This is a genomic window from Tistrella mobilis (assembly GCF_041468085.1).
GTDB lineage: Bacteria > Pseudomonadota > Alphaproteobacteria > Tistrellales > Tistrellaceae > Tistrella > Tistrella mobilis_A.
In genome coordinates this window covers 456910-480784 of the sequence record NZ_CP121015.1, presented here as the reverse complement: position 1 = coordinate 480784, position 23875 = coordinate 456910, and the positions used below count along the sequence as shown (strand labels likewise).

Here is a 23875-nt window from a genome sequence, read left to right as displayed (position 1 = left end):
CTTCAGCCCGCCTTGCGCCGGCCGCTCCGTGCCGGCTTCGCCTTGCCCCCGTCCTTGACCGAGCGGCGCAACGCCTCGACCAGATCGACGACCTTGCCGCCGCCGCCCGTCTCCCCGGCCGCTTCTTCGCCCACCTCGACCGATTTCTCCGCCGCCTTGGCGTCGATCAGCTGGCGCAGGGCCCGGGTGTAATTGTCCTTGAACCGACCGGGCTCGAAGGCCGAGGTCTTGCGCTCGATCAGCTCGGCCGCGAGGTCGAGCAGTTCCGGATCACTCGCCTCTTCGTCGATCGAGGTGAAGAAGGGGGCGGCGCGCTGGACCTCGTCGGCGAAGCGCAGGGTTTCCAGCATCAGCCCCTGGCCGCAGGGCTTGAGGGCAGCGACATATTCCCGCCCGCGCATCACGAACTGGCCGAGGCCGATCCGCCCGGCACGTTTCAGCGCATCGCGGAGCACGGCATAGGCCTCGACCGCCAGATCGCCGTCGGGGACCACGTAATAGGGCCGCTCGAACCAGATCGGCGCGATCTCGTCGGGGCCCACGAACTGCACCAGATCGAGCGTGTGGCGGGTTTCCACCTTCAGCGCGTCGATCTCGTCCTGATCGATCAGCACCCAGCGGCCCTGGTCCAGCTCGAAGCCCTTCACGATCTCGTCGGTATCCACCGGACCGACCCCGGGCACGATCTTCTGATAGCGGATGCGCCGGTGCGAGGGCTCGTGGACCTGGTGGAACCGGATCCGCGCCCCGCTCTTTACCGCCGCGTAGAGCTTCACCGGCACCGACACCAGGGCGAGCCGCATATTGCCGGTCCAGACAGGGCGCGCGGCGGGGCGATCGGCCGCCGCTTCGTCGCCGTCATCCTTCGGTTCTGCCGGTTTGCGCGCCATGGATCGCCTCTCTTCGTGTCCGGGCCTGATCCCGTCAACCCGGCCGCCGGGGCCGCGGTTCCCGGAACCATTGCCGGGGTCGGATGGTTCGCTGTCGCGAGGCGATATCAGTTGAGGAGCCTGTTCCCATGTCCGACGCACGCACCACCACCGATCACGACGAGATCCGCCGCTGGGCGGAGGCGCGCGGGGGCCACCCCGCTGCGGTGAAGGCCACCCACAAGGGCGATGATGCCGGCATCCTGCGGATTGATTTCGACGACGGCGAGCCCGATCCCGGGCTGGAGCGGATCAGCTGGGAGGCGTTCTTCCGCAAATTCGACGAGACCGGCATCGCCTTCCTGCATCAGGACAAGACCGCCGACGGCAGGACCAGCCGCTTCTTCAAATTCGTGCGGCGCGAGGAGGGGTGAGCCATGGCGGACCCGAAACCGATCCGGGCCTTCGGCATCAACTGCACGCTGAAGGGCGGCGATGCCGAAAGCTCCACCGATCTGCTGCTGTCGCAATTCCTGAACCGGCTGGGCCGCGACGGGGTGGAGACGGTCAGCATCCGTGCGGTCGATCACGACATCAAACCCGGCATCACCGCCGATGAGGGGCCGGGCGATGCCTGGCCGGAGATCCGCCGGCAGGTGTTGGATGCGCAGATCCTGGTGATCGGCACCCCCATCTGGCTTGGCCAGCCCTCCAGCGTCTGCAAGCGGGTGCTGGAGCGGCTGAACGCCTTCCTGACCGAGACCGACGAGGCGGGGCGGCTGCGCTCTTACGGCCGCGCGGTGGCGCTGGTGGTGGTGGGCAATGAAGACGGCGCCCATCACGTCGCGGCCGAGGTCTATCAGGGCCTGGCCGATGTCGGCTTCACCATCCCGCCCAATGCCGTCGTCTACTGGGTGGGCGAGGCCATGGGCAAGACCGATTACAAGGACCTGCCGGCCATGCCCGACAAGATCGGCACCACCATCGATCTTGCGGCGCGCAACGTGCTGCATCTGGCCCGGCTGCTGGCCGAGAACCAGTATCCGCCCGACGGCCAGCCGGCGAAGTTCCGCGATCAGTAGCCGCCCGGCCGTCTGCCTTCATGGGCGATAATGCCGTCGGCGCAATCGTCGCCCTCCGTCAACGGTGCGGGCCCCGCCTCCGTCGCTTTCTCAGTCTCCACGGCCAGGCGACGGGCCTCGGATGCCGGTTTGTCAATGGCTTTGCACCAGTTCATGCACGCTGAAATCGCGTGCCGCATCGGTCCAGCACGCCCGGCTGCGCCAGCCGGCGCGGCTGGCGAGGCGGGCGAAGCTTTCGGGCGTAAATTTGTGGCTGTTTTCGGTGTGGATGGTCTCGCCCGCCCGGAAGCGGATCGGCCGGCCGGCGATGCTGACCACCTGGTCGGTCAGGCTTTCCAGATGCATCTCGATCCGGCAGAGGCCGGCATTCCAGCGCACCCGGTGGGCGAAGGCGGTGGGGTCGAAATCGGCCCGGGCCTCGCGGTTGAGCCGGGCCAGCAGGTTCAGGTTGAAGGCGGCGGTCACGCCCTCGGGGTCGTCATAGGCGGCGAGCAGGCGGTCTTCATCCTTGACCAGGTCCACGCCGACGATCAGCCGGCCTTCGCGCCCCAGCAGGCTGGCGGCGCGGCGCAGAAAGGCCACCGCCTCGTCCGGTGCCAGATTGCCGATGGTCGAGCCGGGGAAGAAGCCGAGCCGCAGGCCGGGCAGGGCCCTGACGGCATCGGGCAGATCCAGGGCGGCGGTGAAATCGGCGACCAAGGGGGCGACCACAAGGCCCGGATGGTCGCGGGCGATCGCGGCGGCCGCCCGCTCCAGATGGCCGGCCGAGACATCGATCGGCACCCAGGCCGCCGGCCGGTCCAGCGCATCCAGCACCAGCCGGGTCTTGACCGAGGATCCGGCGCCGTAATCGACCAGCACCGCCCCCGATCCGGCATGGGCGGCGATCTCGCGTGCCTGGCGGCGCAGGATCGCCGTCTCGGCCCGGGTGGGGTAATAGGCGTCGAGCCGGGTGATCCGGTCGAACAGGGCCGAGCCCCGATCATCGTAGAACAGCGCCGGCGGCAGGCATTTGGGGGTTCGGGTCAGGCCGCGCAGCGCCCGGGTTTCCAGATCCGACGGGTCGGTGGCCGCGGCCGCGGCCCGGGCGCGCGGGCCGGCGGCGGTGATGCCGCCGGTGGGGCTGGCTGACATGGGAAGAGGCCTCCTTTAAGGGGGAGATCAGGCGTCGGCGGCAAGCCGCAGGCCGGCAAAGGCCCAGCGCTGATGCGGGTAGAAGAAGTTGCGATAGCCGGGCCGGACATGGCCGCCGGGGGTGACGCAGCTTCCGCCACGCAGCACCATCTGATTGGCCATGAACTTGCCGTTGTATTCACCGATCGCCCCGGCCGCGGGGCGGAAGCCCGGATAGGGGCCATAGGCGCTGGCGGTCCATTCCCAGACGTCGCCATAGAGCTGAACCGGCCCGCCGCCCCCTCCCGTCTGCCCGGCCGGCTGCGGGTGCAGCACGCCGCGCGGCAGCAGATTGCCGTCGACCCGGTGCCCGGCGGCCGCCACTTCCCACTCGGCCTCGGTGGGCAGGCGCGCGCCCTGGAAGCGGGCGAAGGCATCCGCCTCGTAATGGCTGACATGGACCACCGGCGCCGCCGGATCGACCGGCATCGGCCCGCGCAGGGTCATCTGCCACCAGGGGCCGTCGGGTTCAGGGCGGAACCAGTGCAGCGGTGCCTGCCAGGCTTCGGCCCCGGCGCGCGCGATGCCGTCGGACAGCCAGAATTCCGCGCGGGCATAGCCGTCCTCGGCCATGAACTCCAGCCACTCGGCATTGGTGACCGGCCGGTCGGCCAGGCGATAGGGCTGCAACAGCACCGGATGGCGCGGGCCTTCATTGTCGAAACCGAAACCGGCGGCCGGGTCGTGGCCGATCTGGTGGATGCCGCCCGGATGATCGGTCCAGGTGAGCGGGCGGGGGGTGTCGGTGGCGGGGGTGACCGGCGCCGTGCCGCCGTCGCCCGGCAGATAGGCCGGCTGCAACGGGTTCTGCGCGAACAGGTGCAGCACATCCATAAGTAGCAATTCCTGGTGCTGCTGCTCGTGATGGATGCCGAGTTCGACCAGCGGCATCACCCGGGCGAGGGTATCCGGCCCGGCGGAGGCCATGAGGTCGAGCACGCCCTGCGTGACGCCGGCCCGCCAGTCCAGCACGCGCGCCAGCGGCGGGCGGGTCAGCAGCCCGCGGGCGGCGCGGGGATGGCGGCTGCCCAGGCCGACATAATAGGAATTGAACAGATGGTCATAGACCGGGTCGACCGGTGTCCAGCCCGGCAGCCAGGGCAGCAGCACCAGGCGTTCGAAGAACCAGGTGGTGTGGCCCAGATGCCATTTGGTCGGGCTGCAATCGGGCATCGACTGCACGACCTGATCCTCGGGGTCGAGCGGCGCCGCCAGGGCTTCGGTCTGATGCCGGATGGTGGCGAAGCGGGCGGCAAGCCGGTCGGGATCGGCGGTGGGCTTGCGATCGGTCGGCGGAATGGTGCCGTCATACATGGGGCGCGGTCTCCCGGTCTTATGGTCCGGGGTGTCAACCGCGCGCGGCCTGCTGCGGTTCCGGAAGAAGGTGGGCCGGCCTGTACCGGGACCAGGCCTGTACCGGGACCAGGCCCGTACCGGAACCAGGCCTTCGTGGAACCCAAACCGCATGGTCGCCGTTGAGAGGGTGAACCGCACCTTGCGGGGTGCGCTCAAGACCCTATCGACCGGAGGCCTTCATGACCGACGACCGCACGGCCAACAGCCGTCTTCAGGAGGATCTGGCCGCCCTGAAGCGCCAGGTCCACCAGCTGGCTGACCGCCTGAGCCATGCCGCCCACGAGACCGCGGCGCCCGAAACGCTCCGCGCCGCACGTCACCGCGCCGCGGCGCTCGGCGCCGATGCCCGGCGGGCGACGCGCGAGCATCCGATGACCACCGGGCTGATCGTGGCCGGGGTGGTCGGGCTCGCCGCCTGGTACCTGGCCTGCCGCAACGGCCATGACCGGTCCGACCCGGGCGACGGCCGGCGCCACTGGTACTGATCGGCGGCGATGCCGCCCTTCCCCGTTCCAAACCTTTTCCGTTTCTCCGGATATGTCCATTTCCCCCCAAGGAGACCACTCCATGCGTAAGTTCGCCCTGCTGACGGCCACAATGCTCGTGACCGGCGGCCTTGCCGCCCCCGCCTTCTCTGCCGCGGTGCCCACCTCCGACGACACGCGTCATGTGGCCCAGGCCCCCGCGACGCAGGCCCCCGCGACGCAGGTTCCGGCCGAGCGGTCGCAGCCGGGCGCGGTTCCGGCGCCGCGCGACGCCGATCGCGACGACGCGCGCGAGGATGCGGAAGACATCGCCGAGGATCGCCAGGAGGCGCAGGAGATCGTCGCCGAGGCCACCAGGGTTGCGAACCAGCTGGCCTCCGACGGCCAGGCGCGCGCCGCCCTGGACAAGGCCCGTGGCGTGTTCATCGTGCCCGATTTCGCCCAGGGCGCCCTGATCATCGGTGCCGGCGGCGGTGCCGGCGTGTTCCTGGCCCGCACCGACGACGGCTGGGGCAATCCGGCCTTCTATGAAATGGGCGGGCTGAGCTTCGGCGCCCAGGCGGGCGGCGAGTCCGGCCCGATGGCCTTCATGCTGATGACCGACAAGGCGGTACAGGGCTTCCGCAACGACGAAGATTTCACGCTCAGCGCCGAGGCCGGCTATACCTTCGGCGATGCCAAGGACGGTGCCGCCGCCACCACCGACAACACGGCGAAGGATGTGGTCGTGTGGTCGGGCACCGAAGGCGCCTTCGCCGGTGCGACGGTCTCGGTCGGCGACATCTCGTATGACGAGGATCGCACGGCGGCCTATTACGGCGCCGCCAGCCGCCCCGATCAGGTGCTGGACGGCCCTGCCAACAACGAGCATGGCGGCGAGCTGCGCGCCGCCCTCGGCACGCGCGGGTAAGGCATCCGGCCACCCCTGCCGACCGGCCGGCCCCCTCCCCCCCGGGACCATTCCCCCCGCGGGCCGGCCGCGACGGCCCAACCAAAAACGCCCCGGCAAAGATGCCGGGGCGTTTCTGGTTGGGGGTCGACGCACGCCGCCCCGCCGCGCCCGCGTCAGCGGGCGTCGATGGCCTCTTCGGCCATGATGCGGGCGGCTTCGGCGCTGGTGCCCAGGATCAGGCCGGCGTTCCAGCGTGCCAGATCGGCAGGGGCGTCGCCGGTGCCGCGGCCGTGGCGGGGGTCGAAGCGGACGAAATCGTGCCAGGCGCCCGGCCGCCCTTCCAGCACCGTGCCACCGGCCTCCATCACCAGCAGCACGCCGCCGGCGACATCCCAGAGATTGGGGGTGTTGAAGGCGGCCGCTTCCAGCAGGCCGGCCGCCACGAAGGCGCATTCGATCGCCGCCGAGCCGGTCTTGCGCAGATCCCAGGGGTGGCGGCCGCGGCGGAATTGCGGCACGCCGGCCAGCCTGCGATGCACCATGGGGTTGCGCGCGGGCGCAAGCGGCTGGCGGTCGAATTGCAGCCCGCCGCCCGCGCGGGCGTGATAGACGCCGGGGCGCAGCGCATGGCTGGTGGCACACCAGACCGCCGCCGCCACCGGCCGGCCCCGGTCCAGCACGCCGATCGAGCAGGCGAAGAGCGGGAAGCCGTTGACGAAATTCGACGTGCCGTCGATCGGATCGATCGCCCAGACGATGCTGTGGTCGCGGCCGGGGCGGTGGTCGAATTCCTCGCCGATCACGTCGTGTTCGGGGAAGCGTCCGGCCAGACGCTCGCGGATCGCCCGCTCCACCGCCTCGTCGACATCCGATACGGGGTTGCGCAGCGTGCGGTCGGTCTCGGCGCCGGTCTTGTAGCGCACCGAGAGCAGAGAGCCCAGCCGCGAGACGATGTCCGCCCCCGCCCGTTCGGCCAGCTCCACCGCCAGCATCTCGATCTCGTGCAGCTCGTTCGGGCTGAGCGTGGTCACGGCAGGTCTCCGTCTGGCGGGTCGATCAGATGTCGGGATCGGTGAGGATGCGGAAGGGATCGGGGTCTCGGTCGAAGGCGAAGGGGCGGCCGGCGGCATCTTCGGTCAGCCGGGCATCGTCGATCCTGACCGGGCCGCTCAGGCCGTCGAGAACGATATGGGGTGCGGTCAGCGGCGACAAGGCATGGACCGGCATTTCCGGATCGGCCAGCCAGGCCCGCGCCGCCGCCAGATGCCGGGCGGGCAGGGTGACCGCACAGACCTGGCGGCCGCCGGGCGACAGGCCGGGCGCGATCAGCAGCCGCGGTCCCGTCCAGGGCAGGCAGGGTATCTCGACCAGCAGGCTGCGGAGGGCCACGACCCGGTCGCCCAGCGTCAGCCGGCAGCGCTGCGGCCGGCCGGCGGCCAGCGCCTCGGCCAGGGCCGCGCGGCCGGCCAGGATCTTGGGCAGGCCGTGCAGGTCCTTGCCGCCGCCATCCATTGCGGCCGCGATCGCGCCGAAGCCGACGCTTTCGAAAAAGAGACGCGGGGCTGTCGTGTCCATCTGCACCCGGCCTGCATGCCAGGGACAGGCGATGCCGGCCAGCACCCGGGTGGCCAGATCGACCCTGTCGCCGCTCTGGTCGTCCGGATCGGGCAGATGCAGGCCGAAGCTGCGGGCGATGTTGTTGGCGCTGCCGGTGGCCAGGATCGCGACCGGCATCCGCCGGTCGGGCAGGGCGCGGAGCAGCCGGGCGACGGTGCCGTCGCCGCCGGCCACCAGCACCGGCACCGCTTCCGGCCGGCGCCCCGCGGCGGCGGCGGCAAGGCGGGGGCCGAGATCGGGATCCTTGGCATGGATCAGGGGGGCCGCCGCCAGCCCCTGCGCCTCAAGCTGCGCGCCGAGCCGCGCCACCGGCCACCGGCCGCCGCCGGCCGCGGGGTTGTGGATGACGGGCAGCGCGAAGGATGCGTCAGCCACCGGCATGGCCCACCAGCCGGCCGGCACCGATCACATGGCCGTCCATGGCTTTCAGCACGGCCGCGGGATCGGCGGCGGGGCCGACCTCCAGCCGCGGGATATCCAGCGCCAGCACGACCAGGTGACAGGCATGGGGCTTGTCCCCCGGTGGTGGCTTGGGGCCGGTATAGCCGATGCCGCCATGGCTGTTGGTCGCCTGGCGGGCGCCTTCGGGGTCGCGCAACACCGGCGCCGCCGGCAGGCCGGTGCGCAGCGCCTGATGGCCCACCGGCAGGTCATAGATCATCCAATGGACGAAGGGGGTCGGCCCCGCCGCATCGGCATCCTCCATCACCACCGCGAAGGAACGGGTGCCCTGGGGCGCGCCCGACCATGTCAGCGCGGGCGAGGCGTCATGGCCGCGGGCGAGCATCGATACCGGCAGGCTGCCGCCGTCTTCGAACCCGGCGGTCACCTCCATCTCCGCGGCATGGTCCGGCGCCAGCCGTTCCAGCGCCAGCGGCCGGCCCGCAGGCTTCTGCGCCGGCGGCTCTGCCGGCGTGAGGCGGGCGCCCGCCGTCTTCGTCTCGGGGTGGGTGATGCGGTAGATCACCCCGTTGGTGTCGTCGCCGACCATGATCGCGCCGTCCGGCATGATCGCGAGGCCGACCGGCCGGCCAAGCATGCCGGGCATCGGGTCATCCCCCCGGCCCCGGGTCGGGGCGCCGGTCAGGAAGCCGGTCAAGAAGGGGCGGGCCTCGACCGGCTGGCCGTCTTCGAACCGCACCCGTACCACCTCGTAGCCGCTGGGCGTGGCCCGGTTCCATGATCCGCGCATGGCGACGAAGGCATCGCCCGCCACGTCTTCGGGCATGCCGGTGCCGTCGTGGAACGCCATCTGCATCGGTGCGGCATGGGCGGTATAGCCAAGCGCGGGCTCAGTCGACATCGCTTTCCAGTCGGCCAGCGACATGCCGTCGGGCGGGGCGCTGCGGATATGGGGGCGCGAGAAATCCACCAGATGCGGCCAGCCATAGCGGCCGCCCTGCTCGATCCGGTTCAGCTCTTCCAGCTGGCCGTCGTCGCCCAGCCAGTCGATGCCGTGATCGAAGCCGTAGAGCGCGCCGGTTTCCGGCTGCCAGTCGAAGCCGATGGTGTTGCGCAGGCCGCCGGCGAAGATCCGGCGGCTTTGCCCGTCGGGGCTGGCGCGGAGGATGGTGGCGTGTTCGGGGTTGGTTTCGGCGCAGGCATTGCAGCTGGAGCCGACCGAGATGTAGAGCTGCCCGTCGGGGCCGACGGCCAGCGTCCGGTTGGGGTGCTGGCCGCCATCGGGCAGATCGTCGATGATCCGCTCCAGCCGCGTGAAACCGCCATCGGCCAGCACCTCGGCCACATAGACGTCGGTATCGGTGGCAAGAAAGACCCGGTCGCCGTCGAAGGCGATGCCATGGAGCCCGGCGCGGCTCGCCACGGTGCGCGGCGTGCGCGCGCCGCCGCCATCGGCCGCCGGCAGCATCACCACATCGCCGGTGTCGCGGCGGGTGGCATAAAGCGTGCCGGCGGGGGAAACCGCCAGCATGCGCGGCGCCCCCAGATCGCGGGCATAGACCTCGACCTCGTAGCCTTCCGGCACCGTCAGGCGGCGGATCAGATCCTGGTCGCGTTCGGGCAGATCGAGCTTCGCCGGCTTCACCACCGCCACGGTCGCCTGCACCGCCATCGGCGGGTCCTGGGCGCGGGCGGGCGCCACCATGAAGACCAGGGGCAGGGTGGTGAGCAGGGCGGGAAGGGTGCGCAGGGTGAGGTGGGTGTGCAGAGTGGGGCGGGGCATGGCGGGCCTCCTGGCGGGATCGATCGCCCGGGCGGGGGGCGCCCGGGCGGGGGGACCGGTTACGGGGGCAACCCGGCACCGGCCGGATCGATCCCATGCTTCTGCCCCGGAGAGGCCCCTTGCCCTGGAGGAGGCCTTTGCCCTTAAGGAAGCCTCTGCCCTTGAGAAGGATTCGCGTATGGCGTGATCTTCTGGAGTATCTGATGCTCCCTGCATGTAAAAAGAGTGATGGATACTTTGGCGCCGCGCCTTGCTATGCTATGATCCGAACCGTAAGCCAATTGTCGAACTGGAGTAGAGATATGAAGCGCGATGTTGAACATTTCGCCGGGGTGGAAGAGTTCTCACGGCCTGTCTGGTCGGCCCCGCGCCTGGAGATCGGATATGTTTCCGAGCAGACCCAGGGGGTGAGCGGCCCCAATTACGATGGCGACTTTTCGCCCCAGTCCTGAGCTGGCCGCCCTGACCGGCTGAGCATCCGGTTCCGATCAACGGCGGACCTGTCCGTGCCCATTCTTGCCGTCTCAGTACGGCCGTCCGTCGGGATCCGGCCGGAGCTGCCCGGTCACCTGCGGCCATCGGCCGTTTTCACTGCGGTGAATGCCAGGCTGGCGGTGCTCGACCCCGGGGCGCCGACGGCGGCCCGGCTGCGGCCCGGCCGTGCCCCCGGCCGGCCCCGCACGATCCTGCCGGCCCCGGACGGGTCGGGGCTGGTTCTCGATGGCCATATCCTGAAGGCGGCCGGTCTGGCCGACCGGCTGGGACTGCCTGACGGCGGCAGCCCCGCCCGGACGACGGAACAGGCCCGAACCGCGGAACAGGCCCGAACCGCGGAACAGATCCTGGATGTGGCCCTCGCCCGGCTGGGCATCGATGCCCTGGGCGGGCTGCGCGGCGATTTCGCCCTGGCGCGCCATGACGGGCGCGACGGATCATGCCTTCTGGCCGTGGATGCCATGGGCCACCGCGCGCTGTATTACGCCGTGGTCGACGGCTGCCTCTATGCCGCCTCGCGCCCCGGCCTGCTGCTGGGCTTTCCCGAGCTGCCGGACACGCCGGACCCCGAGGCGCTGGCCTACCGGCTGTATGATCTTCAGCATCTGGCGCCGGAACGGACGCCCTACCGGCATATCAATCTGCTGCCGCCCGGCCATGCCCTGCTCTGGCGGGATGGTGCCCTGACCCTGCGGTCCTTCTGGTCGCCGATCCCCCGCCGCTCCGTCCGCTACCGGCGGGATGACGACTATGTCGCCGCCGCGCGGGAACTTCTGGATCGTGCGGTTGCCGACCGGATGCCGGAAACCGGCCCCTTCCTGTGCCATCTGAGCGCCGGGCTCGATTCATCGGCGGTGGTGACCGCGGCGGCGCAGCAGCGGGACCGTATGTTTCACACCGTCACCGTCCGGCCGGACCCGACGGTTGCCGCGATCCATGATCCGGCCCGGCATTTCATCGATGAATGGCCGCGGGTTCAGCCCCTGCTCGCGATGTATCCCCAGATCACCGGCCATGGGGTCGATGCCGGCCTGCCCTCGCTTGCAGAGGAAGAGATGGGCGGGTTTTTCTGGTCGCGCGACCTGCCGCTGCCGTCGCTGCACAGCGCGGGCTGGCTGTATCCGCCGGTCCGGGATCTGGCCCGCCGCCTGGGGGTCTCCGTTGTTCTGAGCGGCGGCTATGGAAACGCCACGATCAGCCATGACGGCAGGCTGGGACTGGCCGATGCCCTCCGCCGCGGGCGGATGCTCCAGGCCATGGGGTTCCTGAAGCGGCGGGCGCGGCGGGGGACCGGCCTGGCCCGGACCCTGTGGCATAACGGAATCCGGCCGCTGCTGCCCTTCGGTCACCGGCTTACCCGCCGGGCCTGGGCCGGGCTGCCGGCCAATCCTTGGGCGGATTTCGTGGGCGTGCGGATGGATCTGGCCGACCGGCTGGGCCTGAGCGCGGTTGATCCCGCCCCCCCGTCGCGCACCGGCTCGCCCGATCTGGATCGCCAGATCGCCGGCATCGAGGCGATGCGGGTCCGCCGCGCCGGGTTCGGTTTCCTCACCACCGCGGACGGGATCGAGATCCGCGATCCGACCGCGGATCTGGATCTGGTCGAATTCTGTCTCGCCATTCCGCGGGATCAGTATCACCGCAACGGCATCGACCGCTACCTGGCCAGACGCATGCTGGCCGGCCGTGTTCCGGCCCCGATCGCCGCGGAAACCAGGATCGCGCCGGGGCAGCCGGAATGGTTCGCCTGGGCCGATCAGCGCCGGGACTGGATCCGCGCGGAACTGGAGCGGATCGAAAGATCGCCCCTGGCGCGCGAGGTGCTGGATGTGGCCCTGATGCGCAAGGTTTTCGACGACTGGCCGGCCTCGGCAGAAGAGGCCGCGAAGCCGCCCCGTGTGCATCTGATGCGCCATGCGCTGGGGCACGGGCTGCGCGTCGGGCAGTTTCTCTACCGTCTGGAAAAGCGGAACGACTGACCATCGCCGCGCCGGCACCCGGGGCCGGCTTGCGGCACAGGGCGCGAGCCTTCGGGCGGGGGGCTACAGCAGCTGCGTGCCCACCAGCACGAAGCCGCCGAGGCTGATTGCGAAGGCGATCAGTGCCAGCAGCCCGTCATGGGCGACCAGGGCCAGGCCGAAGGCGGTGATCGCCGCCGACGGCACGGCCGCCCCCATCGGCACCAGTTCCAGCGGCGGCATGATGGCCGCCAGCGCGACCGAGACGCCGGCAATCACCCGGTTCCAGGGCGGGCGGGTCAACCAGGTCAGCCGCGGCTTGATCAGCCGGTCGATGACCCGCGCAACCGGCCGCGACACCCGGATGGATTTGTCCAGCTTGTCCTGATCGGCGCGCAGCCGGCGCAGAAAGCCCGGCAGCCAGAAGCTTTTGCGGCCCAGCAGCAGCTGGCCTGCGATCAGGATCACGATCACCCCGAAGATGGTGGGCACCGACGGAATGCCGCCCAGCGGCGTCATCACCACCAGCCCCGCCACCAGCAGCAGCGGCCCGAAAGACCGCTGGCCGATGGTGTGCCAGATGTCGTCGACCGACACCTTGCCGTCGGTCTCGTTCCGGCCGGCCTCTGCCAGCCGGTCGAGCAGGTCGTCGAGATTGCCGGGCTCGCCCGAGCCGGAGGCCTGCGCCTTGCGATCCGTCGTCTGGGCTGTCACTGGGAGATCCTTCCTGGCGTCGTGGATGGGCAGGCGGGACGGCCCCTCAATCGCCTGTCCGCGCGATCCGTTCCGCAACCATCGGCTCCGGAACCATCGGCGCCGACGGGTGTTGAGCGCCCGAACGATCGACACACCGGGAACCTGGCGCCGGCCGTCGGCACCCGCCGGCCGGGCACCGTGACGGAGGATCGAGAACATGCAGGTTCAGGAACTCATGAGCCGCAATGTCCAGCTTGCCACGCCGGATGAAAGCCTGCGCGCGGTGGCGGAGCGGATGGCGGATTGCGATATCGGCTATATGCCGGTGGGCGAGAACGACCGCCTGATCGGTGCGGTGACCGATCGCGACATCGCCATCCGCGGCGTCGGCGCCGGCCGCGACGGGTCCGCCAAGGTCGCCGAGGTCATGACCCGCGACGTGAAATACTGCTACGAGGACGAGGATGTGGAGCATGTCGTCCAGAACATGGGCGACATCCAGCTCCGCCGCATTCCGGTGATGAACCGGCAGGAGCGGCTGGTGGGCGTGCTGTCGCTGGCCGACAGCGCCCTCGGCTATTCGCCGGACTCCACCGGCACCGCGATGACCGGCGTGGTCGTGCCGGGCGGTGCGCACAACCAGAGCCGCGCCGGGCATGGTGCGGCCGGAAATGGCGGCGGCGGGCGCTGAGCCCTGCCCCGTCGGCGGGCGGCCCGGCCGCTCCGCCCCGCCTCCCCGGCCGGGCCGCCCGCCCTCCCTCTCTCCCTCTCTCCCTTCACTCAGCCAGCCCCGGATCGCCTGATCCCGCCAGCGGAGCCCCGACCAGATGGCCAATACCACCGATCCCGATGCCCGCACGCCCGTGAAGATCCACGACCAGGAGGCGCTGCGCGGCCCTGGCGGGGAATTGCACCAGACCGCCGGCGGCGATACGCCGGTGCTCACCACCTCGCACGGCATGCCGGTCGCCGATGATCAGTCCTCGCTGAAGATCGGCCCGCGCGGGCCGGTGCTGATGGAGGATGTGCATTTCCGCGACAAGATCTTCCATTTCGATCACGAGCGGATCCCCGAACGGGTGGTGCATGCCCGGGGCATGGGGGCGCACGGCTTTTTCGAGGCCTATGAATCCCTTGCCGACATCACCACCGCCGATCCGTTTCAGGAAGCGGGACGGCGCACCGAGGCCTTCGTGCGCTTTTCGACGGTCGCCGGCAACAAGGGCTCGTTCGATCTGGCGCGCGACGTGCGCGGCTTCGCGGTGAAGCTCTATACCGGGGCGGGCAACTGGGACATCGTCGGCAACAACATCCCGGTCTTCTTCATTCAGGACGCGATCAAGTTTCCCGACCTGATCCATGCCGCCAAGCAGGAACCCGATCGCGGCTTCCCCCAGGCGCAGACGGCGCATGACAATTTCTGGGACTTCATCTCGCTGACGCCCGAGAGCATGCACATGGTCATGTGGATCATGTCGGACCGGGCGATCCCGCGCGCCTTCCGCTTCATGGAAGGCTTCGGCGTGCACAGTTTCCGTCTGGTCAATGCCGACGGCAAATCGACCTTCGTGAAGTTCCACTGGAAGCCGAAGCTCGGCATGCAGTCGGTGGTGTGGAACGAGGCGGTGAAGATCAACGGCGCCGATCCGGATTTCCACCGCCGCGACCTCTGGGATGCGATCACGAAGGGCGACGCACCGGAATGGGAGCTGGGGCTTCAGCTGTTCGATGAAAGCTTCGCCCAGGCTTTCGATTTCGACATTCTGGATTCGACCAAGATCATCCCCGAAGAGATCGTGCCGGTGCGCCGTGTGGGCCGGCTGGTGCTCGATCGCGTGGTCGACAATTTTTTTGCCGAGACCGAACAGGTCGCCTTCTGTACCCAGAACATCATCCCCGGGGTCGATTTCAGCAACGACCCGCTGCTTCAGGGGCGCAATTTCTCGTATCTCGACACCCAGCTGAAACGGCTGGGCAGCCCTAATTTCAACGAGATCCCGGTCAACCGGCCGCGCTGCCCGATGCATCATTTCCAGCAGGACGGGCATATGCGCATGGAGGTGCGCAAGGGCCGCGCCAATTACGAACCCAATTCCTGGAAGGAAGGGCCGCGCGAAGACCCGAAGACCGGCTTCTCCAGCCTGCGGGTCACCGAGCACGAGCCCGACAAGCTGCGCATGCGGCCGGAAAGCTTCGCGGATCATTACAGCCAGGCGCGGCAGTTCTATATCAGCCAGACGCCCGCGGAACGCACCCATATGGCAAATGCGCTGGTGTTCGAGCTGAGCAAGGTGGAACGCCCGGACATCCGCCTGCGCATGCTGTCGCATCTTCTGAACGTGCATCAGGATCTGGCCGATGCGGTGGCGGTGGGGCTGGGCGTGCGCGACATGCCCGATCCGGCCCCGGCGGCGAAGCCGACCCGCACCGACCTGCCGCCCTCGCCGGCCCTGTCGATCCTGCTCAACGGCCCGAACAGCTTCCGCGGCCGCAAGCTGGGCGTGCTGCTGACCGACGGCGCCGATGCGGATCTTTATGCCGCGCTTGAAAAGGCGGTCTCGGCCGAAGGCGCGATGATCGAGGTGATCGCCCCCGAAATCGCCGGCGTCACCCTCAGCGACGGCATGCTGGTGCCGGCGGCGCAGAAGATCGACGGCGGCCCCTCGGTGCTCTACGACGCCGTCGCCATTCTGATCTCGGCCGAGGGCGCAGACCGGCTGAAGGCCCACCCGGCCGCGCTCGATTTCATCGGCGACGCCTGGGCCCACCGCAAATTCATCGCCTGGGCCCCCGACGCCGACGCGCTGATGACCGAAGCCGGCGCCGCCCCGCCCAAGCGCGACGCCGGCTTCGTGAAACTGACCGCCCCGTCGGACGCCCCCGCCTTCCTGAAAACCTGCCGCGACCTGCGGTTTTGGGCGCGGGAGAAGGTGATGGCGGCGGTGTGAGGGGCGGCCGTCTCTGAGGGAGGATTGCCCCGGCGGGGTTGGGCCTGTCGGGGCTTTTTTGCCGAGACCAAGGCTAGTTTTTATGTCTCTTTAAGACGATCCGCCGTCATTATGCTCGCGAAGCGTTTTCCCGAGCGGGAAATTCTGATGGACAATCTTCGGGGTTCGATCATAATTTCCCGATCGGGAAAGATCATGGCCAGACGCACCCTCACCCCTGCCGAGATCGGCGATATCGTCCGCGCCACCCGCAAGGCCGCAGGCCTGCGGCAGGACGAGCTTGCGGGCGCAGCCGGAGTCGGCTTGCGCTTCATCGTCGATCTCGAAGCGGGCAAGCCGACCGCGCAGATCGGCAAGACGCTTCAGGTCCTGGCGGCCCTCGGATGCTCCTTCGATATCGCACCGCCGCCCGATATCAACGGACGGCCGAAGGCATGACGCGCGCCCTCGATATCTGGTGGGACGGGCGCCTGGTTGGCCAGCTGACACAGAACCCGCACGGTGAACTCGGCTTCGCCTATGCGCCGGAGTGGCTGGGCGATGCAGAGGTGCCGCCCTTGTCCGCCTCGCTGCCAAAGCGGGTGGAGCCGTTCAGCCGTCGCGAATGTCGTCCGTTTTTCGGTGGCCTCTTGCCGGAAGAAGGCCAGCGCGACGGTGTGGCTCAGGCGCTGGGCGTTTCACGCGCCAATGATTTCGCCCTTCTCGATCGTCTCGGGGGCGATGTCGCGGGCGCGCTCCAGCTTTTGCCGCCCGGCGAACCACCGACGGGTTTTGCCGACGAGCGGCGGACGAGCCCGCTTGATGATGCGGCCCTGATCCGGATGCTGGAGGCGCTGCCCCTTCGCCCGCTGCTGGCGGGCGAGCGCGGACTGCGCCTCTCGCTGGCCGGCGCGCAATCGAAGGTGCCGGTCGTTCTGGTGGATGGTGCGGTGGCGTTGCCTGCGCCGGGCCAGCCGACGACACATATTCTCAAACCGCCGATCTCGCGCTTCGCAGCCACGACCGAGAACGAGGCCTTTGTGATGCGACTTGCCGCTGAAATCGGTCTCGATGTCGCGCCGGTAGAGGCGCGTATCGTGCAGGGGCGCCCATTTCTGCTGATCCAGCGCTACGACCGCGCCATCGGCGGTGATGGAGCTGTGCGCCGGATCCATCAGGAAGATTTCTGCCAGGCACTCGGTGTGCCACCGGAGATCAAATATGCCAGCGAAGGTGGCCCGACCTTCAAGGATTGCTTCGCGCTGCTCCGCCGTGTCGCCGCCAGGCCCGCCGTCGATGTGCTGAAGCTTCTCGACGCGGTGATCTTCAATGTGATCGCCGGGAATGCCGATGCGCACGGCAAGAACTTCTCGATCCTCTATGACACCGGAGGCCCGCGCCTCGCCCCGCTCTACGACCTTCTGGCGACTGTCGCCTATCCCGATCTCTCGCCGAATTTCGCCATGAAGATCGGGAAACGGGCGACGCTCGCCGAGCTGGACGCCAAGGGCTGGGCAAGCTTCGCAGCCGACACGGGTCTCGGCCTGCCGCTGATCCGACGACGGGTTGCGGAGATCAGCAGGGGCGTGCTTGAGAAGGCGACCACCGTCGCAGAGGAGCTTTCGCCTTCCGGCTTGGACCAATGGGCCAGTGAGCAGTTTGCCGACATGATCCGCGACCGCGCCGAGCGGTGCGCCTTGACGGTCGCGGGGAGGGTGCGATGAAATTCGGACGTTCGTCCCTAACTGGCGCCAGTTCGCCGATGGGCCGGCATGTCGGCGACGACGATCTGCTGTGTCTGTTCATCCCAGCCGTAGTAGATGCGTAGGCAGTATTCAGGGGCACGCGTGTTTCCCCCCGTCTTCACGTGCCAAGCTGCGTTCAGATGTTGACCTTGCCAATTGAATGCGAATCCGTCGCTGCCGCAAGGAGCGTTGCGAATTCCATCTTCGATTGGTTCGTCGCGGAGTGAGCCGCCACCATCCAGAAAGCGACTGCGACATTCCCGGGCCAACCACAGCAGGCAACGAGCGGCCTGCTTCACGTCGGTATAGAGCGCTTTTTTGCAGCCGCGTCGTGCCGCTCCCGTGAGCGCAACCTGCCCTACCAACGTTTCGTCACACCAATCTTCAAAATCTGCCCACGTTGTTGGAAGCACTTGGACGTCGTCGCTGCCCAATCCGGCATTCGACAGTCTTTGCAGGAGCACCTGGATTTGAGCCGTCGTATTCCGCTCTCGGCTCTCGGCTTCTTCGGCACGCAGCCTTGTCTTGCCCTCTTCCTCCAGCGCATATTGTTCCATGTCTTTGGCTTCGGCCAGTTCCTTCTCCAACGCCATGATGCGACGTTCCGCCGCCGATAGTTTCTCGCTATCGGACGCTCCAGTTCTCGCCAGCCGCTCCTGTTCCGCTTTTCGAGCGTAGCTGCGCAGTTGCGCAAATGGCAGGATAGTCACGCCCAGGCGTACGGCGCGCGTGCTGAACTGTGCCACCTGCGCCCTGATCTGGCGTTCGACAACCGCGGCATCACCCTCGGTTGCCAGCCGTGCACCTAGCCAAAGCGGGTGGGCGAACGGATCGGCGTAATCATCGAACCCCGGCATATAGATCCGAACGGCGCGGTCGAACACTGACAGCCGCTTGCCGAACCGCTCGGTAAGTGCCCACGATGCCTCTGGCGGAACCTTGACGACATCACAGAGCCCACAAAGAGCAGCAGCGAGCCCGTCAAGATCAATCGGCGACTTTGGGTTGTTCGGGTCCACGGAGACGGCGACGACCGGCAGTCGGCGTGCCGGATCTGCCAGCAAATCAAGAAGCGCGTCCTCGGCGTCCCTACCTTCGACATGGCGTGGCAGCGACGACAACGTCCGACCGCCGCTTTTCAGGCCAACCCTATCGATCAGTTGTCGAATATATCCAGGAACCGCAGGAGCAATATCAAGCTCCGCCTCCCCGCTGCCGACGATCAATCTGGCAGCAAACCTTGGTGGCCTGTCCGGCGTGCGCCACAGGATCGCTTCCGAGGTCCAGATGCGCCCTGGAACCTCTTTATCGGGATCTTCCTGACGCAAAGCCCAAGCATGGATTTCGGGAAGATGGACTTCCACCGCGCTGCTGTTGCGGCCGGCTGCCAGCAATTCGAAACCCCGCCCCTCCATGGCATGACGCGGAAGCTTGCCGCCGCTACGCTTCTGCGCCCATCTCAGAATTTCAGCGCGTGCACGCTCAATTGCGCCATCATCGCTCGGCAGATCAGCGGCGATGTGGAGGATCTGATGCTCGCGCACCATTTGGGCTGACAGTGGTGCAAGCGTTTCCCTAAACGAGGGCACGGGCAGTTCTCCCGACGACAGGTCCCCATGATCATTAGCCGAAATAGAGGCAGCCTCTGACCCGCCAAAGAGGCGAATGTCATGCCGAACAGCCGAATGCGGGCCACGTTATCCGTGAAGAGCACCCGTGTGGGTAGATTTTAACCTAATAGTTTTTAAATTGTCACCCATTAGTCGTGCCAACCGGTCTACCCCCCCAACCCCCCCACCAGCATCTCCCCCAACGCCGCCCCGAACGCCGCGATTTCCGCGGCCGATCGCGGCGTTTCCGAATAGTCCTGCCCCACTGATTTCAGCGTGCGCAGGATCAACTCGCCGATCAGCGCGCGGCGGGCGTCGTCGGCGTCGGGGAGGGCTTCGCGCATGAAGGCGGCGAGGGTGTCGTGGATCCAGGCGCGGGCGGCGCGGGCCTCCGGCGCGTCGCGGTAGAGCGGGGCGGCGTCGTCGAGGGCGCGGCGGATGGCGGCCTCTTCGCATTCCGAGCGGAGGAAGGTGATTGCCAGATCGCGCAGCCGGTCGGCGGGCGTGCGGCTGGTGTCGGCCAGGATCGCATGCATCTGGCGGCCGGTCCGCTGCCATTCGTCGCTTTGCAGGCGGAACAGGATCGCCGCCTTGTTGGGGAAATACTGGTAGAGCGAGCCCACGGCCACGCCCGCCCGTTCCGCCACCCGCGCGGTGGTGAAACGCTGCGCGCCCTCGGTCGTCAGAACCTGAACCGCCGCTTCCAGGATCGCCGCCACCAGCCCCTCGGACCGGGATTGTTGCGGGCGTTTTCGCAAGGAAATCCGCGGGGTTGGGGCAGGGGGCATCTTGGGCTCCGCCAATGCGATTAGCGCGAATGCGACGATCTCGTCATATTTTTAGGGCGAGGCGGCGCCCCTCTCAATCCGAAACGGTCGATCTCTGAACCCTGCCTGTCGAGAGGGATGTCGTCCCATGTCCACACTCACCGCACAGCCGGTCGCCACCCTGCTGGACCGCCTGTTCGCCGAAGCCGCGGCGGCAGAAATTCCCCCGGCCCTCGCCGCGCTCTCCGCCGAAGAGCGCGACCGGCTGATGCGCAGCCGCAGCCTCTATCGCCACCTCTATCACGGTCTGGCCGGGCTGGCGCTGCCGGTGTCACCTGCAACCGGACGTCTGATTTATATGCTTGCATACAGCCTGAAGGCGCGGTCGATCGTCGAATTCGGCACCTCCTTCGGCATCTCGACCCTGCATCTGGCGGCGGCGCTGCGCGATACCGCCGGCACGGATGGCGCGGGGCGGATCATCACCACCGAATTCGAGCCCGCCAAGGCCGCCCGTGCGCGCGACAACCTGCGCGCCGCCGGCCTTGCCGATCTGGTCGAGCTGCGCGAGGGCGATGCGCTGGAAACGCTGGCCCGCGACCTGCCGCCGGCGATCGATCTGGTGCTGCTGGACGGCGCCAAGGTGCTCTATGCCGAGATCCTGGCGCTGATCGAGCCGCATCTCCGCCCCGGCGCCCTGGTGGTGGCCGACAATGCCGACCATGCCCCCGACTATCTGGCCCGGGTCCGCGACCCCGCCCATGGCTGGCTGTCGGTGCCCTTTGCCGGCGATGTCGAGCTGTCGCTGCGGCTCGGCTGACCTCGGGCCACCCCTCTCCGTTATCTGGAGCCTCCCCATGACGACCTCGTCGAGCGGTGCGCCGGCACAGGCACGCCTTCTGCTGCTGGTTGCGGTGCTTTTCCTCTCTTATCTCTGCGTTGCGATCCCGCTGCCGGTGGTGCCGGTGCAGGTCACCGACGGGCTCGGCCTCGGCAATCTTCAGGCCGGGCTGGCGGTGGGCATCGCCTTCCTCGCCACCATCCTCACCCGCGGCCTGGCCGGGCGGGTGTCGGACCGGTCTGGGGCGAAGATCGCGGTGCAGCGCGGGCTTGCGCTCTATGCCGCAGGCGCCCTGGTCTCGCTGCTCGCCGGGCTGGCCTCACTCGCACCGGTGACGGCTTTTGTCGTTTTGCTCGCCGGAAGGTTGCTGGTGGGCCTGGGCGAGAGCCTGGCCGGCGTCGGCGTGATCGCCTGGGGCATCGGCATCGCCGGGCCGGCGCGGGCCGGCCGGGTGCTGGCGCTGGTGGGGGCTGCGATCTATGGCGCGCTGGGCCTGGGCGGGCCGCTGGGCCTGCTGCTGATGGACCATGCCGGCTTCATGGGGGCCATGGCGGTGGCGGCCCTGCTGCCCTGCCTGGGCCTGATCGCCGTCGCGGCCATGCCGGGGGTGGCCCCCCATCCCGATGCCGCACGGCCCTCTTTCCTGTCGGTGATGGGGCGGATCTGGCGGCACGGGCTGATCGTCTGCCTGCAGGGCATCGGCTTCGCCGCGATCGGCGCCTTCTTCGTGCTGCTGTTCCTGAACCGGGGCTGGGCCCATGCCGGGCTGGGGCTGACCGCCTTCGGCGCCGGTTTCGTGCTGGTGCGCATCCTGTTCGGTCATCTGCCCGACCGGCTGGGCGGGCTGCCGGTCGCCACCGCCTCGCTGGCGGTAGAGGCGGTGGGCCAGATCCTGATCTGGGCGGCGCCGACGCCGGGGCTGGCGCTGGCGGGTGCCTTCCTCACCGGGCTCGGCTGTTCGATGGTGTTTCCGGCCATGGGGCGCGAGGTGGTGCATCTGGTGCCGGCGCATCTGCGCGGCACGGCGCTGGGCGGCTTTTCCGCCTTTCAGGATCTGGCCTATGGCCTCACCGGCCCGCTGGCCGGGCTGGTCGCCGACCGTGCCGGCTATGGCCCGGTCTTCCTGATCGGCGGCTGTGCGGCGGGGGTGGGGGTTCTGATTGCGCTGCTGCTCCGGCGGCGGCGGCGTCACCAAACGGTCGCAGCATGACCGCGCCCATGATGCCGGCGCCGCGGGCGACCTTCGGGAGGACCTGACCGGGCTGGATCTGACGGCGCAGGGGGTGCGCTGACCGCAGGTTGCATTCGGGGTGACCGTCTTGACACCTGACGCCTATGCGTGGAGTCATGAGGCATGTAATGCAACCTTTTGGTGATCATCATGAGAAATTTACAGCTTATTGCTGCGTCTCTCGCCCTGGCACTGCTCGCTTTGGCGTTGCCTGCGGCATCGGTGGCCTCCGCGGCGGCATCCGCCATGCCTGCGCTGCCGTCGGAGCTGACGGCGCCCCCGCCGGCCCATGGTGGCGGGCTGGATCGCAATGGTTGTCATCACAACCGGAAGACCGGCGATTATCATTGCCATTGACGCCCGGCAGGTGGATCACCCGCCGCCCCCGAAGACCAGCGACCGATGCGCGCCCACCCCCGCCCGCACGCCCGAGGCCAGGGCCAGGCTGGCATTGTGCATCGGAAAGGCGATGTCGCCTGCGGCATAGACGCCAGGAACCGAGGTCAGACCCCAGTCGTCGGTCACGATCCAGGGGCCGGTGGGGCCGGTTTCGGTGCGGCAGCCCAGCATGCCGGGCAGGGGGGTGGTGAACCGCGGCTCGGGGGCGACGAACAGGCCGGTCATCGGCAGCGTGCGGCCGTCGGCCAGGCGCAGGCCGGCAAGGCCGGGGGCGGGGCCCAGCAGCTCGGCCACCGGCACCGTCTCGATGGTGATCCCGGCCGCGGCCAGCCGGGCGGCGGTTTCGGCATCGGGGGCGGGGATGCCGTCCAGCAGCAGTGTCGTCGGCCCCCAATCGGTGAAGAGCAGGGCATGGGCCACCATGTCGGGGCGGGTGGCGAGCACGCCGATCGGCCCGCCGGCCGTCTCATAGCCATGGCAATAGGGGCAGTGCAGCACGCCATGGCCCCAGCGTTCGGCCAGCGCTGCGGCCAGTGGCCGGCCGGCCTCGGCGCCGGGCATGCGGTCGGTCAGGCCATGGGCCAGAATCAGCCGGGCGGCGGTCATCTCGCGGCCGTCGGCCAGCTGCACCAGAAAGCCGTCGCCGGTGGCAGCCGCGGTCGCCACCTGCCCGCCGATCAGCGTTGCGGCCGGATAGGCGGCAAGCTGGGCGCGGGCCTCGCCCAGAATGGCGGCGGGCGTGCGGCCATCCTGCCCCGGCATGCCGTGCAGCGCGGCGGAGAACCGGTTGCGCGGCTGGCCGGCATCCACCACCGCCACCTGCCGCCGTGCCCGGGCCAGCTGCATGGCCGCCGCCAGCCCGGCAAAGCCGCCGCCTGCCACGATCGCATCGAAGCGCATGACTCTCTCCTGATCACCTGTCGCCGAAAGTTACGTAACGTTAGAAGTGGCATGAGCCGGCGTCAAGGCTCACGTCGCTTCTGCCGTTGCGTGAACGCGTATCGCGGCGGGATCTGTGGTAGGAAAGGGGGCCGCCACCCGTCATCCGCCACCACGCCGGACAGAAGCGATGAGATCCGACAGCCGTCTGTCACGCATGCTGCATGTGCTGATCCACATGAACCGCCATGACGGCCCGATGACCTCGGATGCCATCGCGGCCATGCTGTGCACCAACCCGGTGGTGGTGCGCCGCACCATGGCGGGCCTGCGCGAGGCGGGGCATGTGCGCTCGGAAAAAGGCCATGGCGGCGGCTGGCGGCTGGCGCGGCCGCTGGCCGGCATCACCCTGCTGGATGTGCACCGGGCGGTGGGCGACCCTCAGATCTTTGCGATCGGTCTTGCCCGCGACAATCCGGACTGCCTGGTGGAACAGGCGGTGGATGCGGCGCTGGCCGGTGCGCTCGCCGAGGCCGAGGCGGTTTTGCGCGCCCGTCTGGCTGCGGTGACGCTGCAGGATCTGGCGGAGGATTTCGAGCGGCGGCTGGCCGATATCGGCCTTGAGGGGCCGGCCTGCCCGGTGGAAGCCTCTCCGGTCGAGGGCTGAG

The 23875-nt window shown here is 68.9% G+C and carries 24 protein-coding genes; 14 read left to right on the top strand and 10 right to left on the bottom strand.

The window, feature by feature from the left end; all coding sequences use genetic code 11:
- Window positions 1-2: 2 nt before the first annotated feature.
- Window positions 3-890, bottom strand: coding sequence for a Ku protein (locus P7L68_RS04900; protein ID WP_371999510.1), 888 nt, complete (start codon window positions 888-890; stop codon window positions 3-5).
- Between the two features lie 128 nt (window positions 891-1018).
- On the opposite strand from P7L68_RS04900, the gene P7L68_RS04895 reads away from it, so the two are divergent.
- Window positions 1019-1303, top strand: a complete 285-nt coding sequence (locus P7L68_RS04895; protein WP_371999507.1) for a hypothetical protein — start codon at window positions 1019-1021, stop codon at window positions 1301-1303.
- A gap of 3 nt (window positions 1304-1306) precedes the next feature.
- The gene (locus tag P7L68_RS04890) at window positions 1307-1951 is read left to right on the top strand and encodes a flavodoxin family protein (protein WP_371999505.1); all 645 of its coding nucleotides are present in this window, start codon (window positions 1307-1309) and stop codon (window positions 1949-1951) included.
- Between the two features lie 132 nt (window positions 1952-2083).
- Here P7L68_RS04890 and egtD read toward each other — a convergent pair whose 3' ends face one another.
- Together egtD and egtB are read right to left on the bottom strand one after the other, a co-directional pair.
- Complete coding sequence (gene egtD / locus P7L68_RS04885) at window positions 2084-3085, bottom strand: L-histidine N(alpha)-methyltransferase (protein ID WP_371999504.1); 1002 nt, start codon at window positions 3083-3085, stop codon at window positions 2084-2086.
- 27 nt (window positions 3086-3112) lie between these two features.
- Window positions 3113-4438, bottom strand: a complete 1326-nt coding sequence (egtB, locus tag P7L68_RS04880; protein ID WP_371999502.1) for an ergothioneine biosynthesis protein EgtB — start codon at window positions 4436-4438, stop codon at window positions 3113-3115.
- A 221-nt stretch (window positions 4439-4659) separates the two neighbouring features.
- Here egtB and P7L68_RS04875 point away from each other — a divergent pair, with 221 nt between their 5' ends.
- Window positions 4660-4965: a hypothetical protein gene (locus P7L68_RS04875; protein ID WP_371999501.1), complete on the top strand. Its 306-nt coding sequence runs from the start codon at window positions 4660-4662 to the stop codon at window positions 4963-4965.
- Between the two features lie 82 nt (window positions 4966-5047).
- On the top strand, window positions 5048-5875 hold the full coding sequence (locus P7L68_RS04870) for a lipid-binding SYLF domain-containing protein (protein WP_371999499.1): 828 nt from the start codon (window positions 5048-5050) through the stop codon (window positions 5873-5875).
- A gap of 155 nt (window positions 5876-6030) precedes the next feature.
- Here the strand turns inward: P7L68_RS04870 and P7L68_RS04865 are convergent, their stop codons facing one another.
- From P7L68_RS04865 to P7L68_RS04855, 3 genes are read right to left on the bottom strand one after another with little or no spacing between them, the layout of a single operon-like run.
- On the bottom strand, window positions 6031-6888 hold the full coding sequence (locus P7L68_RS04865) for an inositol monophosphatase (RefSeq protein ID WP_371999498.1): 858 nt from the start codon (window positions 6886-6888) through the stop codon (window positions 6031-6033).
- A gap of 25 nt (window positions 6889-6913) precedes the next feature.
- Entirely contained in the window at window positions 6914-7849 is a 936-nt protein-coding gene (locus P7L68_RS04860; protein WP_371999496.1) for a diacylglycerol kinase family protein, read from the bottom strand.
- Window positions 7842-9659: a YbhB/YbcL family Raf kinase inhibitor-like protein gene (locus P7L68_RS04855; protein ID WP_371999495.1), complete on the bottom strand. Its 1818-nt coding sequence runs from the start codon at window positions 9657-9659 to the stop codon at window positions 7842-7844. Before P7L68_RS04855 ends, P7L68_RS04860 begins: the two co-directional genes overlap by 8 nt.
- Before the next feature lie 302 nt (window positions 9660-9961).
- On the opposite strand from P7L68_RS04855, the gene P7L68_RS04850 reads away from it, so the two are divergent.
- Window positions 9962-10111, top strand: a complete 150-nt coding sequence (locus tag P7L68_RS04850) for a hypothetical protein (protein WP_371999493.1) — start codon at window positions 9962-9964, stop codon at window positions 10109-10111.
- 144 nt (window positions 10112-10255) lie between these two features.
- Window positions 10256-12133 (top strand): asparagine synthase-related protein, encoded by a 1878-nt coding sequence (locus P7L68_RS04845; protein WP_371999491.1) that lies wholly within the window; start codon window positions 10256-10258, stop codon window positions 12131-12133.
- Between the two features lie 63 nt (window positions 12134-12196).
- On the opposite strand, the gene P7L68_RS04840 is transcribed toward P7L68_RS04845, so the two are convergent.
- Window positions 12197-12826, bottom strand: a complete 630-nt coding sequence (locus tag P7L68_RS04840) for an exopolysaccharide biosynthesis protein (RefSeq protein WP_371999489.1) — start codon at window positions 12824-12826, stop codon at window positions 12197-12199.
- A 199-nt stretch (window positions 12827-13025) separates the two neighbouring features.
- Between P7L68_RS04840 and P7L68_RS04835 the strand changes: the two genes are divergently transcribed.
- The 4 genes from P7L68_RS04835 to P7L68_RS04820 all read left to right on the top strand — a co-directional run bounded on the left by P7L68_RS04835 (window position 13026) and on the right by P7L68_RS04820 (window position 17459).
- Entirely contained in the window at window positions 13026-13499 is a 474-nt protein-coding gene (locus P7L68_RS04835; protein ID WP_371999488.1) for a CBS domain-containing protein, read from the top strand.
- Window positions 13500-13635: 136 nt separating this feature from the next.
- Window positions 13636-15756, top strand: coding sequence for a catalase (locus P7L68_RS04830; RefSeq protein WP_371999487.1), 2121 nt, complete (start codon window positions 13636-13638; stop codon window positions 15754-15756).
- 195 nt (window positions 15757-15951) lie between these two features.
- Window positions 15952-16194, top strand: a complete 243-nt coding sequence (locus P7L68_RS04825; protein ID WP_371999975.1) for a helix-turn-helix transcriptional regulator — start codon at window positions 15952-15954, stop codon at window positions 16192-16194.
- Window positions 16191-17459 (top strand): type II toxin-antitoxin system HipA family toxin, encoded by a 1269-nt coding sequence (locus P7L68_RS04820; RefSeq protein ID WP_371999486.1) that lies wholly within the window; start codon window positions 16191-16193, stop codon window positions 17457-17459. Before P7L68_RS04825 ends, P7L68_RS04820 begins: the two co-directional genes overlap by 4 nt.
- Window positions 17460-17476: 17 nt before the next feature.
- Here the strand turns inward: P7L68_RS04820 and P7L68_RS04815 are convergent, their stop codons facing one another.
- Together P7L68_RS04815 and P7L68_RS04810 are read right to left on the bottom strand one after the other, a co-directional pair.
- A complete protein-coding gene (locus P7L68_RS04815) occupies window positions 17477-19027 on the bottom strand; it encodes a hypothetical protein (RefSeq protein WP_371999484.1) in 1551 nt (516 codons plus the stop codon).
- A 230-nt stretch (window positions 19028-19257) separates the two neighbouring features.
- On the bottom strand, window positions 19258-19878 hold the full coding sequence (locus tag P7L68_RS04810; RefSeq protein WP_371999482.1) for a TetR family transcriptional regulator: 621 nt from the start codon (window positions 19876-19878) through the stop codon (window positions 19258-19260).
- Window positions 19879-20005: 127 nt separating this feature from the next.
- Between P7L68_RS04810 and P7L68_RS04805 the strand changes: the two genes are divergently transcribed.
- The 3 genes from P7L68_RS04805 to P7L68_RS04795 all read left to right on the top strand — a co-directional run bounded on the left by P7L68_RS04805 (window position 20006) and on the right by P7L68_RS04795 (window position 22286).
- On the top strand, window positions 20006-20677 hold the full coding sequence (locus P7L68_RS04805; protein ID WP_371999480.1) for an O-methyltransferase: 672 nt from the start codon (window positions 20006-20008) through the stop codon (window positions 20675-20677).
- Window positions 20678-20714: 37 nt separating this feature from the next.
- Window positions 20715-21908: an MFS transporter gene (locus P7L68_RS04800; RefSeq protein WP_371999478.1), complete on the top strand. Its 1194-nt coding sequence runs from the start codon at window positions 20715-20717 to the stop codon at window positions 21906-21908.
- Between the two features lie 171 nt (window positions 21909-22079).
- On the top strand, window positions 22080-22286 hold the full coding sequence (locus P7L68_RS04795; RefSeq protein WP_371999973.1) for a YHYH domain-containing protein: 207 nt from the start codon (window positions 22080-22082) through the stop codon (window positions 22284-22286).
- Between the two features lie 15 nt (window positions 22287-22301).
- Here the strand turns inward: P7L68_RS04795 and P7L68_RS04790 are convergent, their stop codons facing one another.
- A complete protein-coding gene (locus P7L68_RS04790) occupies window positions 22302-23228 on the bottom strand; it encodes an NAD(P)/FAD-dependent oxidoreductase (protein ID WP_371999477.1) in 927 nt (308 codons plus the stop codon).
- Window positions 23229-23397: 169 nt separating this feature from the next.
- On the opposite strand from P7L68_RS04790, the gene P7L68_RS04785 reads away from it, so the two are divergent.
- Window positions 23398-23874 carry an Rrf2 family transcriptional regulator gene (locus P7L68_RS04785; protein WP_371999475.1) on the top strand — a complete coding sequence of 159 codons (477 nt, stop codon included), beginning with the start codon at window positions 23398-23400 and terminating at the stop codon, window positions 23872-23874.
- Window position 23875 lies beyond the last annotated feature (1 nt).